At 51.1% G+C, this 16,612-nt stretch carries 10 protein-coding genes, 6 tRNA genes, 3 rRNA genes, 1 pseudogene and 1 riboswitch; of the genes and pseudogenes, 2 read left to right on the forward strand and 18 right to left on the reverse strand.

The genetic code is table 11. From position 1 onward, the window contains the following. Positions 1 to 325: 325 nt before the first annotated feature. From rplA to HV037_RS22950, 9 genes are all read right to left on the reverse strand, one after another. A complete protein-coding gene (gene rplA, locus HV037_RS22910; protein WP_016155300.1) occupies positions 326 to 1,033 on the reverse strand; it encodes a 50S ribosomal protein L1 in 708 nt (235 codons plus the stop codon). A 3-nt stretch (positions 1,034 to 1,036) separates the two neighbouring features. After that, positions 1,037 to 1,465, reverse strand: coding sequence for a 50S ribosomal protein L11 (gene rplK / locus HV037_RS22915; protein WP_003033122.1), 429 nt, complete (start codon positions 1,463 to 1,465; stop codon positions 1,037 to 1,039). A 155-nt stretch (positions 1,466 to 1,620) separates the two neighbouring features. Beyond that, positions 1,621 to 2,166: a transcription termination/antitermination protein NusG gene (gene nusG, locus HV037_RS22920; protein WP_003033125.1), complete on the reverse strand. Its 546-nt coding sequence runs from the start codon at positions 2,164 to 2,166 to the stop codon at positions 1,621 to 1,623. A 1-nt stretch (position 2,167) separates the two neighbouring features. Then, the gene (secE, locus tag HV037_RS22925) at positions 2,168 to 2,551 is read right to left on the reverse strand and encodes a preprotein translocase subunit SecE (RefSeq protein ID WP_003033128.1); all 384 of its coding nucleotides are present in this window, start codon (positions 2,549 to 2,551) and stop codon (positions 2,168 to 2,170) included. A gap of 230 nt (positions 2,552 to 2,781) precedes the next feature. Further along, positions 2,782 to 3,966, reverse strand: a complete 1,185-nt coding sequence (tuf, locus tag HV037_RS22930; protein WP_003031109.1) for an elongation factor Tu — start codon at positions 3,964 to 3,966, stop codon at positions 2,782 to 2,784. Between the two features lie 118 nt (positions 3,967 to 4,084). Beyond that, positions 4,085 to 4,160, reverse strand: a tRNA-Thr gene (locus tag HV037_RS22935). Between the two features lie 5 nt (positions 4,161 to 4,165). Continuing rightward, positions 4,166 to 4,240 (reverse strand) — tRNA-Gly (locus HV037_RS22940). A 114-nt stretch (positions 4,241 to 4,354) separates the two neighbouring features. Continuing rightward, positions 4,355 to 4,439: transfer RNA gene (locus tag HV037_RS22945), tRNA-Tyr, on the reverse strand. 8 nt (positions 4,440 to 4,447) lie between these two features. Further along, positions 4,448 to 4,523: transfer RNA gene (locus HV037_RS22950), tRNA-Thr, on the reverse strand. Positions 4,524 to 4,542: 19 nt separating this feature from the next. Here HV037_RS22950 and HV037_RS24735 point away from each other — a divergent pair. Then, positions 4,543 to 4,611, forward strand: a pseudogene (locus HV037_RS24735) (hypothetical protein); the annotation flags it as partial. Positions 4,612 to 4,912: 301 nt separating this feature from the next. Continuing rightward, the gene (gene coaA, locus HV037_RS22955) at positions 4,913 to 5,863 is read left to right on the forward strand and encodes a type I pantothenate kinase (protein ID WP_003031107.1); all 951 of its coding nucleotides are present in this window, start codon (positions 4,913 to 4,915) and stop codon (positions 5,861 to 5,863) included. Positions 5,864 to 5,896: 33 nt separating this feature from the next. Here coaA and birA read toward each other — a convergent pair whose 3' ends face one another. From birA to btuB, 9 genes are all read right to left on the reverse strand, one after another. After that, complete coding sequence (birA, locus tag HV037_RS22960) at positions 5,897 to 6,859, reverse strand: bifunctional biotin--[acetyl-CoA-carboxylase] ligase/biotin operon repressor BirA (protein ID WP_047498825.1); 963 nt, start codon at positions 6,857 to 6,859, stop codon at positions 5,897 to 5,899. Beyond that, complete coding sequence (murB, locus tag HV037_RS22965; protein WP_047414898.1) at positions 6,856 to 7,884, reverse strand: UDP-N-acetylmuramate dehydrogenase; 1,029 nt, start codon at positions 7,882 to 7,884, stop codon at positions 6,856 to 6,858. Before murB ends, birA begins: the two co-directional genes overlap by 4 nt. Before the next feature lie 251 nt (positions 7,885 to 8,135). Further along, a 5S ribosomal RNA gene (gene rrf, locus HV037_RS22970) occupies positions 8,136 to 8,251 on the reverse strand. A gap of 94 nt (positions 8,252 to 8,345) precedes the next feature. Further along, positions 8,346 to 11,252: ribosomal RNA gene (locus tag HV037_RS22975) — 23S ribosomal RNA — on the reverse strand. 208 nt (positions 11,253 to 11,460) lie between these two features. After that, positions 11,461 to 11,536, reverse strand: a tRNA-Ala gene (locus HV037_RS22980). Between the two features lie 108 nt (positions 11,537 to 11,644). Beyond that, positions 11,645 to 11,721: transfer RNA gene (locus HV037_RS22985), tRNA-Ile, on the reverse strand. Between the two features lie 71 nt (positions 11,722 to 11,792). Beyond that, positions 11,793 to 13,334 (reverse strand): 16S ribosomal RNA (locus HV037_RS22990). The 16S, 23S and 5S rRNA genes sit together here with 2 tRNA genes alongside, the layout of an rRNA operon. A gap of 375 nt (positions 13,335 to 13,709) precedes the next feature. Further along, entirely contained in the window at positions 13,710 to 14,561 is an 852-nt protein-coding gene (gene murI / locus HV037_RS22995; RefSeq protein ID WP_016157938.1) for a glutamate racemase, read from the reverse strand. Further along, positions 14,506 to 16,344 (reverse strand): TonB-dependent vitamin B12 receptor BtuB, encoded by a 1,839-nt coding sequence (btuB, locus tag HV037_RS23000; RefSeq protein WP_016157937.1) that lies wholly within the window; start codon positions 16,342 to 16,344, stop codon positions 14,506 to 14,508. The genes murI and btuB overlap by 56 nt, the downstream gene beginning before the upstream one ends. Before the next feature lie 64 nt (positions 16,345 to 16,408). Continuing rightward, positions 16,409 to 16,596: riboswitch (cobalamin riboswitch) on the reverse strand. Between the last annotated feature and the right edge of the window lie 16 nt (positions 16,597 to 16,612).

Below are 16,612 nucleotides of genomic sequence, written 5' to 3' on the forward strand. Positions count from 1 at the left end.
GTTCCGGAACTCACTTCACTCCCCCCAACGGAGAGAGCGTCTAAATACGGTGAGCAGAAACAAGCCAGAGTATCAGAAATAATCTTAGCGTTCTGTCACCGTCTACGCAGGGCATTAAGTTTCTTACGAAACACCTGCGGTCTTCGACGGAGGCCTGGATTAGGCCAGGCTCCAACGAACAAATCTTTTCTATCTGTCGCTATTCAATCTGTCGTGGCGTTGACTGCCTTGCCACAGCCTGAATATCTCAGATATACGTCTGCAATTAGCAGAATACGTGGGGGTAAGATTGTAGACAAAATCACCGCCCACGTAAAGGCGAATATTAGTTCGCCACAGTCGCAGTCAGACCGGACTGATCAACGGCAACGCCAGCACCCATGGTGGTGGAGATGCTAACTTTCTTGATGTACACGCCTTTTGCCTGAGTCGGTTTTGCTTTTTTCAGCGCAACCAGCAGAGCTTCCAGGTTTTCTTTCAGTTTGTCAGCGTCAAAATCCACTTTACCGATGGTGGTGTGAATGATGCCGTTTTTGTCGTTACGGTAACGAACCTGACCAGCTTTAGCATTCTTAACAGCTTCAGCAACGTTAGGAGTTACAGTACCAACTTTCGGGTTTGGCATCAGGCCGCGCGGACCCAGAACCTGACCCAGTTGGCCAACAACGCGCATTGCATCCGGGGAAGCAATAACAACGTCAAAGTTCATTTCGCCTTTCTTGATCTGTTCAGCCAGATCTTCCATACCTACCAGCTCAGCGCCTGCAGCTTTAGCAGCTTCAGCGTTTGCACCCTGGGTAAATACGGCTACGCGAACGGAACGGCCAGTACCGTGCGGCAGTACAGTTGCACCACGTACGTTCTGGTCAGATTTACGAGCATCGATGCCGAGGTTAACAGCAACGTCCACGCTTTCTACGAATTTAGCAGTGGCCAACTCTTTCAGCAGAGCGATAGCTTCGTTGATGTCATACTGCTTAGTAGCATCAACTTTGTCACGGATCACGGACATGCGCTTGGTCAGTTTAGCCATTTCTTAGTCCTCCACTACCAGGCCCATGGAACGTGCAGTACCTTCAATGGAGCGAGTCATCGCTTCAATGTCGGAACCAGTCATGTCGGCAGCTTTGGTCTGCGCGATTTCCTGCAGCTGAGCGCGGGAAATTTTACCCACTTTGTCTTTGTTCGGCTTGCCAGAACCAGACTTGATACCAGCCGCTTTCTTCAGCAGAACTGCTGCCGGAGGCGTTTTGGTAACGAAAGTGAAAGAACGGTCAGCGTAAACGGTGATAACAACCGGGATTGGCAGACCTTTTTCCATGGAATCAGTTTTAGCGTTGAACGCTTTGCAGAATTCCATGATGTTCACGCCTTGTTGACCCAGTGCAGGACCTACCGGCGGACTCGGGTTAGCCATACCAGCTGCAACCTGCAGCTTGACATAGGCTTGGACTTTCTTAGCCATTCTAAATTCCTCTAGTTGGGTTATAACGCCTCAAGGAGGCTCCCCGTGATTAAATTCGTTTTACGGATAGGATCCATAAAAACAAAAGGCGCGAAATTGTATTCCAATCTCGCGCCTTGTGCAACGATTAAATCGTCGCTTTTTTGATCGGGGTGTTAGGCTTTTTCAACCTGAGCGAAGTCCAGTTCAACCGGAGTCGCACGACCGAAGATAGATACGGAAACTTTCAGACGAGACTTCTCGTAGTCCACTTCTTCAACCACGCCGTTAAAGTCAGCGAACGGACCGTCGCTAACGCGAACCATTTCACCAGGCTCAAACATCGTTTTCGGACGCGGCTTGTCGCCAACCTGCTGCAGACGGTTCATGATCGCATCAACTTCTTTGTCGCTGATCGGCGCCGGACGGTCAGATGTACCGCCGATAAAGCCCATCACACGCGGCACGCTGCGCACCAGGTGCCAGCTTGCGTCATTCATCACCATCTGGACCAATACATAGCCCGGGAAGAATTTACGTTCGCTCTTGCGACGCTGACCGCCACGGATTTCGACCACTTCTTCGGTCGGCACCATGACTTCGCCAAACAGCTCTTCCATATTTTGTAACTTGATATATTCGCGCAGCGATGTAGCTACGCGGCCTTCAAAACCGGAAAACGCCTGAACGACGTACCAGCGCTTTTTAGGGGCTTCAGACATCTTAGAACCTCAGGCCAGTGATAAAGGATACCAGGCGAACCAGAATACCATCCAGTCCCCACAGGATCAGTGACATTACTGCGGTAACCGCAGCCACAATTAATGTGGTGTGCAATGTTTCCTGGCGAGTTGGCCAAATGACCTTACGGACTTCGGTTCTCGCTTCACGGGCAAAAGCAACGGTCGCTTTACCTTTTGTTGTCAACAGCGCGACACCACCCGCTGCGGCAATCAGAATCACTACGGCCAGCGCACGCAGCGGCAGCATCATGTCACGATAGAGGTAGTTGCCAACGATAGCTACAAGCAGCAATACAGCGACAACAACCCACTTCATCGCTTCCAGGCCGCGCCCGCTTCCTTGAGCTTCGGTATTCGCACTCATAAACCAACCTGTCAGAAGTATTCTACAAACATTTTCACCCCGCGTAAGCGAGGCGATCCAAACCGAAATGCTCTGGTGCGTTTCGGACTAAACGCCCTCTTCAGAGCCTGTCTCAGCAATGATTATGACAAATAAAATCACTGATGAGCCAGGTTCTGGTGTGAAAGCGTGCAAAAAGGGCATCAAATGATGCCCTTTTATTGCGCATTGCGTCAAATGTTATTCGGCAATTAGCTCATTACTTTGGCAACAACGCCCGCACCAACAGTACGGCCGCCTTCACGGATTGCGAAACGCAGACCGTCGTCCATCGCGATTGGGTGGATCAGGGTAACAACCATTTTGATGTTGTCGCCCGGCATTACCATCTCAACGCCTTCCGGCAGTTCGATGGTACCAGTCACGTCAGTAGTACGGAAGTAGAACTGCGGACGGTAGCCTTTGAAGAACGGAGTATGACGGCCGCCTTCGTCTTTGGACAGAATGTACACTTCAGATTCGAACTTGGTGTGCGGCTTGATAGAGCCCGGCTTAGCCAGTACCTGACCACGTTCGATTTCTTCACGTTTGATACCACGCAGCAGAACACCAACGTTCTCACCAGCACGGCCTTCGTCCAGCAGTTTGCGGAACATTTCAACGCCAGTACAGGTAGACTTAGCAGTCTCTTTGATACCAACGATTTCAACTTCTTCACCAACTTTGATGATACCGCGCTCTACACGACCGGTAACAACGGTACCACGACCGGAGATGGAGAATACGTCTTCGATAGGCAGCAGGAACGGCTTGTCAATCGCACGCTCTGGTTCCGGGATGTAAGAATCCAGGAAGCCAGCCAGTTCGATGATTTTCGCTTCCCACTCTGCTTCGCCTTCCAGCGCTTTCAGAGCAGAACCACGAACGATCGGAGTGTCGTCGCCCGGGAAATCGTACTGAGACAGAAGTTCACGAACTTCCATTTCTACCAGTTCCAGCAGCTCTTCGTCATCAACCATGTCGCATTTGTTCAGGAACACGATGATGTACGGAACGCCTACCTGACGACCCAGCAGGATGTGCTCACGAGTCTGCGGCATCGGGCCGTCAGTCGCAGCAACAACCAGGATCGCGCCGTCCATCTGCGCAGCACCGGTGATCATGTTTTTAACATAGTCGGCGTGGCCCGGGCAGTCTACGTGTGCGTAGTGGCGAGTCGGGGTGTCATATTCAACGTGAGAAGTGTTGATGGTGATACCACGAGCTTTTTCTTCCGGCGCGTTATCGATCTGGTCGAATGCACGAGCAGCACCGCCGTAGGTTTTAGCCAGTACGGTAGTGATTGCAGCGGTCAGCGTTGTTTTACCATGGTCAACGTGGCCGATAGTACCGACGTTAACGTGCGGTTTTGTACGTTCAAATTTTTCTTTAGACATCGATTGTCCCTCTAAGACACGGATAAATCGGTGATATCACCACATCAACCAGGCCATATGCCTGAGCTGTTGAATGCTTTTAAAAGTAAACAGAGAGAAACGGGAAGGAGAAGTGAAGTGGTGCTGATACCCAGAGTCGAACTGGGGACCTCACCCTTACCAAGGGTGCGCTCTACCAACTGAGCCATATCAGCACGTCTGGAGCGGGCAGCGGGAATCGAACCCGCATCATCAGCTTGGAAGGCTGAGGTAATAGCCATTATACGATGCCCGCATCCTGAAACTCGGCTACCCAGTTCTTTCTGTAATAAAAAAGAGATTTCTCTCTTTTTTATTCGAGCTGATTAATTTTTTAACCAACTCAGGCGGCGATAACGCTGCCAGAAAGTGGTGGTGGGGGAAGGATTCGAACCTTCGAAGTCTGTGACGGCAGATTTACAGTCTGCTCCCTTTGGCCGCTCGGGAACCCCACCGGACTTGATGGTGCCGACTACCGGAATCGAACTGGTGACCTACTGATTACAAGTCAGTTGCTCTACCTACTGAGCTAAGTCGGCATCAAGTAGCGCGCATTTTATGGAGACATGCGCACTCATGCAACTAAAAAATTGCATAAAATGTTCTATCGCTCACATTTTGCGCTATACGACCGATAAATAATCTATTTCTTCTTCGAATTGAACAAATTTCCAACGTCAGCCGCGCTCCCAGAAGGCATTTTGCTCCAGCATGCCGTTATCAATAGAGAGAAAGTGCATCTTTATACATCTGGAATAGCCGTCACATTGCGCTTCAGGGGACGATTTTTTCTTATTATTCCCTCCCATCTGGTGTTACCCTCCTGCCCATTGTCCAAATTAACTGAAATGTGCGTGCCATTGCGTACCGGGGATGATTTCGTTTTTTACCGCAGACCTGATATAGCAATGACAGCCAGACCATGCGTATGAGTATAAAAGAGCAAGCGTTAACGTCGCCTTACCTACAGTTTGATCGCAACCAGTGGGCTGCGCTTCGTGATTCCGTGCCGATGACTCTGACCGAGGAAGAGATTGCTCGTCTGAAAGGCATTAACGAAGACTTATCGCTGGAAGAAGTTGCTGAGATTTATTTACCATTATCGCGTTTGCTAAATTTTTACATCAGTTCGAACCTGCGGCGTCAGGCTGTGCTGGAGCAATTTTTAGGCACCAACGGCGAGCGTATTCCTTATATTATTAGCATTGCTGGCAGCGTCGCCGTCGGCAAAAGTACGACTGCACGTGTGTTGCAAGCGTTACTGAGTCGCTGGCCCGAGCATCGTAAGGTTGAGCTGATCACTACTGACGGTTTTCTTCATCCTAACCAGGTGTTGAAAGATCGTGGGCTCATGAAGAAGAAAGGCTTTCCTCAGTCCTATGATATGCACCGTCTGGTTAAATTCGTTTCCGATCTAAAGTCTGGCGTCCCCAACGTTACGGCACCGGTCTATTCTCATCTGATTTATGATGTGATCCCTGATGGCGACAAAACCGTTGCCCAGCCCGACATATTAATCCTCGAAGGGCTCAATGTATTACAAAGCGGGATGGACTATCCTCACGATCCACATCATGTATTTGTTTCTGACTTTGTCGACTTTTCTATTTATGTGGATGCGCCAGAAGAATTACTCCAGACGTGGTATATCAACCGCTTCCTGAAATTCCGCGAAGGGGCATTTACCAACCCAGACTCTTATTTCCATAACTATGCGAAATTGTCGGAAGACGAGGCAATCAACACGGCCACATCGCTGTGGAAAGAAATCAACTGGTTGAATTTAAAACAGAATATTTTACCAACGCGTGAGCGAGCCAGCTTAATCATGACGAAAAGCGCTAATCATGCCGTTGAGCAAGTCAGATTACGAAAATAAAAAAATAAAGGGGAGCCATAGCTCCCCTTCTTATTATTCAGCGCTTCTAAGCGATATTTCCCCACCCATCCAGGGTTTTATCACGCCATTTTGTTCGAGTAGCAATGCACCTTGCGCATCTATTCCACGAGATACGCCAAATATTTCTTTATCACCAATAATGAGTTTAACAGGGCGGTCGATAAAGTTATCCAGCGCCCTCCAGCGGGACAAATACGGCGCCAGGCCCTCATGCTCAAACAGTACCAGGGCAGCGCGCAGCTCGCGGATAAGTCGGGCAGCCAGAGTATTGCGGTCAATGGTAATACCCGCTTCCTGCAGATTAATCCAGCCTTGATTAACCACATTCTCCTCAACCCGACGCATGGACATGTTTATACCCGCCCCAATAACAATCTGTGCGGCATCGCCCGTTTTTCCGGTGAGTTCAACCAGGATCCCTGCCAGTTTACGGTCGAGCAAATAGAGGTCGTTGGGCCATTTAACACGCACTTTATCCGCGCCCAGATCGCGTAAAACCTCAGCCATGACAATACCAATCACCAAGCTCAGGCCAATCGCGGCTGCCGGTCCTTGTTCCAGTCGCCAGAACATTGAAAGGTACAGATTGGCGCCAAAGGGAGAGAACCATTTACGTCCACGACGACCACGACCGGCCTGCTGATACTCAGCTACGCAGGCATCCCCTGACTCCAGTTGACCAATTCGATCCATAAGGTACTGATTGGTTGAGTCGATAACCGGCAGGACCGTTATATTCCCGCCATCCAGCTGAGAATAAATAAGTGATGAATCTAATAGCTGGATAGGTTCAGGTAAGCTGTATCCTTTACCAGGGACAGTAAATACATCAACACCCCAGTCACGTAGCGTCTGGACATGTTTATTGATTGCCGCACGGCTCATTCCCAGCTTTTCACCGAGTTGCTCACCAGAGTGAAATTCGCCATCGGCTAATAATGAAATAAGCGTCAGGGGGACGGTATTATCCTTCATGCAACGATCTCCACGGCATTCACTTCACCCAGTGGGCCAATAAACCGGACTTCCGGTTCAAGCCAGACATTGAATTTCTCACCGACTTTTTGGCGTACGTGATGCGCCAGTTGCACCACATCCTGACTCGTAGCATGGCCTGCATTGATCAGCACCAGTGCCTGCTGCTGATGTACCGCTGCGCCACCAATGCGCATGCCTTTTAGCTGACATTGATCGATAAGCCAGCCAGCAGCCAGTTTCACAGAGCCATCAGCCTGCGGGTAATGAGGTGCAGTCGGGAATTTCACCAGGAGCTCCTGCGCAATGTCCGCGGTGACAACCGGGTTTTTAAAGAAACTCCCCGCATTCCCGTTTACTTTTGGATCGGGCAGTTTTGTGGTGCGCATATGGCAAACAGAATCAAAAACCTGCCGAGGCGTTACCGTGGCAGGATCAAGACGCGTCAGGTCACCATAAGTGAGAACGGGTTGCCACTGTTTAGGTAAGCGCAGACCAACAGCTACAATCGCAAAACGATCCTGATACTCATGTTTGAAGATACTGTCACGGTAACCAAATCGGCATTCTGCGGCGCTAACGCGCAGATGTTTGCCGGTCGAAAGCTCTACGCAGTCCACATATTCACAGACGCGCCGCAGTTCTACGCCATAGGCACCAATATTCTGGATCGGCGATGAACCCACGCAGCCGGGGATCAGCGCCAGATTTTCCAGTCCGGGCATGCTTTGCTGCAGCGTATGCTCTACCAGATGATGCCAGTTTTCACCAGCGCCTACGTGCAAATGCCACGCATCAGGTTGTTCTGTAATCGCTATTCCCTTGATACGGTTGACGATCACCGTTCCATGGAAGGCATCAAGAAACAGGACGTTACTCCCTTCGCCCAGGATTAGCACTGGATGATGTGATGCATTGGCTGATTGCCAGGCATTTAGTAGTTGTTGCTCATTTTCGGCACAGACAAGCACATTAGCTTGTTGATCGATACCGAAGGTGTTCCAGGCTTTAAGGGAGTGATTCATAGACGCTTTCCTGATGCAAAATCGCACTTAGTTTACCGTATATGCAGCGGGATGGCTTGTGTTATGGAAGCTTAGGATGTTGCTTTGCAACCGATGAGGCTGCAATCACAGTAAGAATAAGGTTTACAGGCGCTGTATCCGGTAATAACAGACGCTGGCCGGATAAGGCGGCACGCCGCATCCGGCAGTTTTCACTCCCTGCAGACGCAAAAAAGCCCATCCGGCAGGATGGGCTTCTTCACTTATTTGATGCCTGGCAGTTCCCTACTCTCGCATGGGGAGACCCCACACTACCATCGGCGCTACGGCGTTTCACTTCTGAGTTCGGCATGGGGTCAGGTGGGACCACCGCGCTACAGCCGCCAGGCAAATTCTGTTATTAACCCGCTTTAGCCGGTTAATGTAATCTGTAATCAAGCTGAATATCGTGTCTGTCTTCGCCAAAACATCTTCGGCGTTGTAAGGTTAAGCCTCACGGTTCATTAGTATCGGTTAGCTCAACGTATCGCTACGCTTACACACCCGACCTATCAACGTCATCGTCTTTAACGTTCCTTCAGGACTCTCAAGGAGTCAGGGAGAACTCATCTCGGGGCAAGTTTCGTGCTTAGATGCTTTCAGCACTTATCTCTTCCGCATTTAGCTACCGGGCAATGCCATTGGCATGACAACCCGAACACCAGTGATGCGTCCACTCCGGTCCTCTCGTACTAGGAGCAGCCCCCCTCAATTCTCCAGCGCCCACGGCAGATAGGGACCGAACTGTCTCACGACGTTCTAAACCCAGCTCGCGTACCACTTTAAATGGCGAACAGCCATACCCTTGGGACCTACTTCAGCCCCAGGATGTGATGAGCCGACATCGAGGTGCCAAACACCGCCGTCGATATGAACTCTTGGGCGGTATCAGCCTGTTATCCCCGGAGTACCTTTTATCCGTTGAGCGATGGCCCTTCCATTCAGAACCACCGGATCACTAAGACCTGCTTTCGCACCTGCTCGAGCCGTCACTCTCGCAGTCAAGCTAGCTTATGCCTTTGCACTAACCTCCTGATGTCCGACCAGGATTAGCTAACCTTCGTGCTCCTCCGTTACTCTTTAGGAGGAGACCGCCCCAGTCAAACTACCCACCAGACACTGTCCGCAACCCGGATCACGGGTCTACGTTAGAACACCAGCCATTAAAGGGTGGTATTTCAAGGTTGGCTCCATGCAGACTGGCGTCCACACTTCAAAGCCTCCCACCTATCCTACACATCAAGGACCAGTGTTCAGTGTCAAGCTATAGTAAAGGTTCACGGGGTCTTTCCGTCTTGCCGCGGGTACACTGCATCTTCACAGCGAGTTCAATTTCACTGAGTCTCGGGTGGAGACAGCCTGGCCATCATTACGCCATTCGTGCAGGTCGGAACTTACCCGACAAGGAATTTCGCTACCTTAGGACCGTTATAGTTACGGCCGCCGTTTACCGGGGCTTCGATCAAGAGCTTCTCCTTACGGATAACCCCATCAATTAACCTTCCGGCACCGGGCAGGCGTCACACCGTATACGTCCACTTTCGTGTTTGCACAGTGCTGTGTTTTTAATAAACAGTTGCAGCCAGCTGGTATCTTCGACTGATTTCAGCTCCATGAGTAAATCACTTCACCTACATATCAGCGTGCCTTCTCCCGAAGTTACGGCACCATTTTGCCTAGTTCCTTCACCCGAGTTCTCTCAAGCGCCTTGGTATTCTCTACCTGACCACCTGTGTCGGTTTGGGGTACGATTTTGTGTTACCTGATGCTTAGAGGCTTTTCCTGGAAGCAGGGCATTTGTTACTTCAGCACCGTAGTGCCTCGTCATCACACCTCAGCGTTAACAAGACTCCGGATTTACCTGGAATCTCCGCCTACATGCTTAAACCGGGACAACCGTCGCCCGGCTAACATAGCCTTCTCCGTCCCCCCTTCGCAGTAACACCAAGTACAGGAATATTAACCTGTTTCCCATCGACTACGCCTTTCGGCCTCGCCTTAGGGGTCGACTCACCCTGCCCCGATTAACGTTGGACAGGAACCCTTGGTCTTCCGGCGTGCGGGTTTTTCACCCGCATTATCGTTACTTATGTCAGCATTCGCACTTCTGATACCTCCAGCATGCCTCACAGCACACCTTCAACGGCTTACAGAACGCTCCCCTACCCAACAACACATAGTGTCGCTGCCGCAGCTTCGGTGCATGGTTTAGCCCCGTTACATCTTCCGCGCAGGCCGACTCGACCAGTGAGCTATTACGCTTTCTTTAAATGATGGCTGCTTCTAAGCCAACATCCTGGCTGTCTGTGCCTTCCCACATCGTTTCCCACTTAACCATGACTTTGGGACCTTAGCTGGCGGTCTGGGTTGTTTCCCTCTTCACGACGGACGTTAGCACCCGCCGTGTGTCTCCCGTGATAACATTCTTCGGTATTCGCAGTTTGCATCGGGTTGGTAAGTCGGGATGACCCCCTAGCCGAAACAGTGCTCTACCCCCGAAGATGAGTTCACGAGGCGCTACCTAAATAGCTTTCGGGGAGAACCAGCTATCTCCCGGTTTGATTGGCCTTTCACCCCCAGCCACAAGTCATCCGCTAATTTTTCAACATTAGTCGGTTCGGTCCTCCAGTTAGTGTTACCCAACCTTCAACCTGCCCATGGCTAGATCACCGGGTTTCGGGTCTATACCCTGCAACTTAACGCCCAGTTAAGACTCGGTTTCCCTTCGGCTCCCCTATTCGGTTAACCTTGCTACAGAATATAAGTCGCTGACCCATTATACAAAAGGTACGCAGTCACCCCATAAAGAGGCTCCCACTGCTTGTACGTACACGGTTTCAGGTTCTTTTTCACTCCCCTCGCCGGGGTTCTTTTCGCCTTTCCCTCACGGTACTGGTTCACTATCGGTCAGTCAGGAGTATTTAGCCTTGGAGGATGGTCCCCCCATATTCAGACAGGATACCACGTGTCCCGCCCTACTCTTCGAGTTCACAACACATGCACTTTTGTGTACGGGGCTGTCACCCTGTATCGCCGGACTTTCCAGACCGTTCCACTACCACACATGCTGATTCAGACTCTGGGCTGCTCCCCGTTCGCTCGCCGCTACTGGGGGAATCTCGGTTGATTTCTTTTCCTCGGGGTACTTAGATGTTTCAGTTCCCCCGGTTCGCTTCATTACGCTATGTATTCACGTAATGATAGTGTGACGAATCACACTGGGTTTCCCCATTCGGAAATCGCCGGTTATAACGGTTCATATCACCTTACCGACGCTTATCGCAGATTAGCACGTCCTTCATCGCCTCTGACTGCCAGGGCATCCACCGTGTACGCTTAGTCGCTTAACCTCACAACCCGAAGATGTTTCGTAAAACACTTCAGTGTTGCGAAAATTTGAGAGACTCGGACACACCGCTTTTCATTTCTTGTTTACGGAGAAATGAAACAGTGTGTCGTTTCAATTTTCAGCTTGATCCAGATTTTTAAAGAGCAAAACTTCGCAGTGAACCTTTTCAGGTACACTCTGAAGTTTTCTTGTGTTTTTGCAGTAAAGGATGGTGGAGCTATGCGGGATCGAACCGCAGACCTCCTGCGTGCAAGGCAGGCGCTCTCCCAGCTGAGCTATAACCCCATCGTAAATGCTAATCTCTGTACCCTAATTCGTTTCCGGGCAAGGCGCGGTGGTGCTAAGCATACTGAAGTATGCGAGCATCGCCGTAACACAGCACGGAGGCGAATTTGGTAGGCCTGAGTGGACTTGAACCACCGACCTCACCCTTATCAGGGGTGCGCTCTAACCACCTGAGCTACAAGCCTGCAGAGATTTTCTTACTGCTAATTTTCATCAGACAATCTGTGTGAGCACTACAAAGAACGTTTCTTTAAGGTAAGGAGGTGATCCAACCGCAGGTTCCCCTACGGTTACCTTGTTACGACTTCACCCCAGTCATGAATCACAAAGTGGTAAGCGCCCTCCCGAAGGTTAAGCTACCTACTTCTTTTGCAACCCACTCCCATGGTGTGACGGGCGGTGTGTACAAGGCCCGGGAACGTATTCACCGTGGCATTCTGATCCACGATTACTAGCGATTCCGACTTCATGGAGTCGAGTTGCAGACTCCAATCCGGACTACGACATACTTTATGAGGTCCGCTTGCTCTCGCGAGGTCGCTTCTCTTTGTATATGCCATTGTAGCACGTGTGTAGCCCTACTCGTAAGGGCCATGATGACTTGACGTCATCCCCACCTTCCTCCAGTTTATCACTGGCAGTCTCCTTTGAGTTCCCGGCCGGACCGCTGGCAACAAAGGATAAGGGTTGCGCTCGTTGCGGGACTTAACCCAACATTTCACAACACGAGCTGACGACAGCCATGCAGCACCTGTCTCAGAGTTCCCGAAGGCACGTTCGCATCTCTGCAAACTTCTCTGGATGTCAAGAGTAGGTAAGGTTCTTCGCGTTGCATCGAATTAAACCACATGCTCCACCGCTTGTGCGGGCCCCCGTCAATTCATTTGAGTTTTAACCTTGCGGCCGTACTCCCCAGGCGGTCGACTTAACGCGTTAGCTCCGGAAGCCACGCCTCAAGGGCACAACCTCCAAGTCGACATCGTTTACGGCGTGGACTACCAGGGTATCTAATCCTGTTTGCTCCCCACGCTTTCGCACCTGAGCGTCAGTCTTTGTCCAGGGGGCCGCCTTCGCCACCGGTATTCCTCCAGATCTCTACGCATTTCACCGCTACACCTGGAATTCTACCCCCCTCTACAAGACTCTAGCCTGCCAGTTTCGGATGCAGTTCCCAGGTTGAGCCCGGGGATTTCACATCCGACTTGACAGACCGCCTGCGTGCGCTTTACGCCCAGTAATTCCGATTAACGCTTGCACCCTCCGTATTACCGCGGCTGCTGGCACGGAGTTAGCCGGTGCTTCTTCTGCGAGTAACGTCAATTGCTGTGGTTATTAACCACAACACCTTCCTCCTCGCTGAAAGTACTTTACAACCCGAAGGCCTTCTTCATACACGCGGCATGGCTGCATCAGGCTTGCGCCCATTGTGCAATATTCCCCACTGCTGCCTCCCGTAGGAGTCTGGACCGTGTCTCAGTTCCAGTGTGGCTGGTCATCCTCTCAGACCAGCTAGGGATCGTCGCCTAGGTGAGCCGTTACCCCACCTACTAGCTAATCCCATCTGGGCACATCCGATGGCAAGAGGCCCGAAGGTCCCCCTCTTTGGTCTTGCGACGTTATGCGGTATTAGCTACCGTTTCCAGTAGTTATCCCCCTCCATCGGGCAGTTTCCCAGACATTACTCACCCGTCCGCCACTCGTCACCCAAGGAGCAAGCTCCTCTGTGCTACCGTTCGACTTGCATGTGTTAGGCCTGCCGCCAGCGTTCAATCTGAGCCATGATCAAACTCTTCAATTTAAGTTTGATGCTCGTGAATTAAACTTCGTAATGAATTACGTGTTCACTCAGAGACTTGGTATTCATTTTTCGTCTTGCGACGTTAAGAATCCGTATCTTCAAGTGCCCACACAGATTGTCTGATAAATTGTTAAAGAGCAGGTGCGACGCGCTTTAGCGCTCTGTCGCGAGGTCCCGTATATTACGTTTTCCTCATTCAGAGTCAAGCATTTATTTTTGCTTTTCTCTGCGAGATTCTCAGTGGAACCCCGCTGACCCGGCGGTTTGTAATCCGTTGTTCCGTGTCAGTGGAGGCGCATTATAGGGAGTTATTTCAGGCTGACAAGGAGAAATTTAAAATAATCTTCCGAGTGCTTATTTTTCCACCAAAACAGTCTAAACAGCCAGTTTTTCGAGCGTCTTAAAGCCATAACGCTGCAGCACGGGCAATAATTGTTCGGCTTCTGCCGTCATTGCCATGCAGAATGCGACATTCTCATCAGTTGATTTCGCGTCTGGCGCTTCATGTTCTAATAACCAGGCCGTACGACGCGCAATCGCGGCACCAGAATCCACCAGCCGCGTCCCCTCAGGCAGGACCTGTAAAAGTTCTTCCCGTAATAGAGGGAAATGGGTGCATCCGAGCACCACCGTGTCAGGTGGTTCCGACATCCGCAGCCAAGGGCGCAGGACACGACGCAGTTCTTCCAGAGAAACGGTTTCACCGTGCAGCTTCGCTTCCGCCAGTTCCACCAGTTCAGCGGAACCCAGCATCGCTATCTGACATTCGTTAGCAAACCGTGCAATCAACTCATGGGTATATGAACGCTTCACCGTTGCACGCGTAGCCAGCAGTCCCACCACACCATTCGCCGTGAGTCGCGCCGCCGGTTTAATAGCAGGCACCACGCCCACAACCGGAAAGGCAAATTTCTCACGTAATGCAGGGAGCGATACCGTGCTTGCTGTATTACACGCGATGACCGCAAGAGAGAGGGGATAGCGCTGCTGGACCGCAGTCACAATCTCAACAACACGTTCGACGATAAACTCCTCGCTCTTCTCTCCATAAGGAAAGGCGACGTTGTCGAAAGCGTATATATAGTGGAGATCCGGCAGAAGACGCCGGATCTCGTCATAGACCGACAACCCACCGACGCCGGAATCAAACACCAGCACGGTGGGACGCGGATCAGAAAGTGTAGCTGCCAGACAAGGTGTATTCCCGTCCTGCAGTTGCGTAGCCATAAACTGTCTCGTAATCTTTATCGAACAGGTTGGCGATTTTACCACGAACTGTCAGCTGTGAGGTGATTGGATATGACACGCCAAGATCCCACAGGCTAACCCCACCCATTTTTACCGGCTGGTAGGTTACGTAGTCAGTGTCATAACGCGTTCCCAGGTAATGATACGTCAGGCCCCAGTCAAAATCATAAACCTGCCAGTCGAGCTGGTACTTCACCTGGTTCTTAGAACGCCGTGCGAGCGGCTTGTCCGTAATCGCATTGCGCGAATCGACATAATCGTAGCTCAGCGTATGTGCCAACGGCCCGGTATCAAAGTTTGCGGTCGCTTCCACACCTTTAATACGAACTTTACCTTCGTTAAAGTATTTCTCGGTATGCGGGTCGTAATCGATCATGTCGTCAATATCATTACGATATCCGGATACACGCCAGTTCACGCCCGCCGTTAAGCCTTCAAACGCCCCTTCCCATTGCTTACTTTGCTCAGGATCCAGGTTCGAATTACCGTAATAACCATGCAACTGTCCGAGATTAGGCGCTTTGTAAGATGTACCGTAGGACGCAATAAAACGATAGCCTTCAAAAAACTCCCATCCGGCACTGGTTTGCCATGTGCCATGACGACCAAATTCGGAGTTATCATCACTGCGCGCCGCACCTTCAAAGGTAAAGTCGCCCAGTTGCTGCAACCCGGTCAGGTAGAGACCCGTATTACGCTGATCGTAACCGTCCGTGACATACCCGGTGCCAGGCGTCGTGGTTTGCTTTTGCCAGTCAACGCCTGCGCCTACGTTACCGTGACCAAGCACCATACTGTTGGACCACTGAACATTATATTGCTTCATATCATCCAGTGTGGCCGAGGAGTCATAGCGGCCATAATCCGGATCATAGTTGTAATCTTTACTATGGCTATAGCTGGAAACCAGTTGTGACTGGATAAGTTCGCCATTAAAGCGCAGCCCGGCATCCCAGCTTTGGCTATAGAGCTGACGGGTATCCACTAACGGCGTCCCAGGATAATAATACGCGTCATAATCTGTTCGGTTATCATAGCCGTAGCCGCGAACAAACCCGCTCCATGTATCGGAAAAGTTATGTTCCAGCGCGCCATACAGCGTCTTACTTAAGAAACCGTCTTTGTCGGGCTGAGCCTGAGAGCCAGTGCTACCGTATGCGACAACATCAAAACCTTTGGTATAGGCATAATCGCCCATTAGTGTGACGCGCGTATTTTCGCCAAGCTGTTGTTGGGTTGAGACATCGTAATTCTGATACCCATTGCTCCCCACACCGGCAGTGAGTTCCGTCCCCGGCTTTTCACGCGTAGTAATGATATTCACCACACCGCCAATCGCATCAGAACCATAAACCGCCGAACGCGGCCCACGAATGTATTCGATACGTTGCACTAACGAGACGGGGAACTGGCTAAGATCGGCTGCGCCGCTAACCCCTGCCAGGTTCAGACGCACGCCGTCAATCAACACCAGCACATGGCTGGCGTTGGTACCGCGAATAGAAATAGACGAATTTTGTCCCATACCACCGTATTGGGCGATATCCACGCCCGGCAGGCGACGAAGCACATCATTGACGGAAGTGGATTGCCAGCGATCGATATCCTGACGCGTAACAACGGTGATAGGGGCAAGTACAGCGCTACGAGGCTGCTGAAAACGGTTGGCAGTGACGACGAGAGTATCTGGGCTAGTGTCCTGCGCCCAACCCGAAAATGCTGTGACGGACAGTGCCGTGCACAGCAACGATTTTTTAATCATTGTAAAGCATCCACAATATAAGAAGGATGCCGCAGGTCCCACCGATAGTACGCGATGATGAAAACCAGATGCGACGTTAGCCGGCAGGTCTTCGGGCTTGGAGGCAACTTAAAGAGATGATGACTTCCCACGGCAAGCCGCAGTGTCTGCACCAGGTGCGCTCATCTCCTACCTTCCTTACCGCTGCGCGTCAGCTCCAGATTCACACTGGATTCCCTTTTAACTCACAGGACCGGAAAACGGATGCTACAGTTTGTTACAACCTGGT

The organism is Citrobacter sp. RHBSTW-00017, assembly GCF_013797615.1.
Classification (GTDB): Bacteria; Pseudomonadota; Gammaproteobacteria; order Enterobacterales; family Enterobacteriaceae; genus Citrobacter; species Citrobacter braakii.

Excerpts from the sequence above, each read along its gene's own strand:
- rplA (WP_016155300.1), bottom strand. The coding sequence starts at position 1,033 with ATGGCTAAACTGACCAAGCGCATGTCCGTGATCCGTGACAAAGTTGAT.
- nusG (WP_003033125.1), bottom strand. The coding sequence starts at position 2,166 with ATGTCTGAAGCCCCTAAAAAGCGCTGGTACGTCGTTCAGGCGTTTTCC.
- coaA (WP_003031107.1), top strand. The coding sequence starts at position 4,913 with ATGAGTATAAAAGAGCAAGCGTTAACGTCGCCTTACCTACAGTTTGAT.
- murI (WP_016157938.1), bottom strand. The coding sequence starts at position 14,561 with ATGGCTACGCAACTGCAGGACGGGAATACACCTTGTCTGGCAGCTACA.
- murB (WP_047414898.1), bottom strand. The coding sequence starts at position 7,884 with ATGAATCACTCCCTTAAAGCCTGGAACACCTTCGGTATCGATCAACAA.
- birA (WP_047498825.1), bottom strand. The coding sequence starts at position 6,859 with ATGAAGGATAATACCGTCCCCCTGACGCTTATTTCATTATTAGCCGAT.
- tuf (WP_003031109.1), bottom strand. The coding sequence starts at position 3,966 with ATGTCTAAAGAAAAATTTGAACGTACAAAACCGCACGTTAACGTCGGT.
- secE (WP_003033128.1), bottom strand. The coding sequence starts at position 2,551 with ATGAGTGCGAATACCGAAGCTCAAGGAAGCGGGCGCGGCCTGGAAGCG.
- rplK (WP_003033122.1), bottom strand. The coding sequence starts at position 1,465 with ATGGCTAAGAAAGTCCAAGCCTATGTCAAGCTGCAGGTTGCAGCTGGT.
- btuB (WP_016157937.1), bottom strand. The coding sequence starts at position 16,344 with ATGATTAAAAAATCGTTGCTGTGCACGGCACTGTCCGTCACAGCATTT.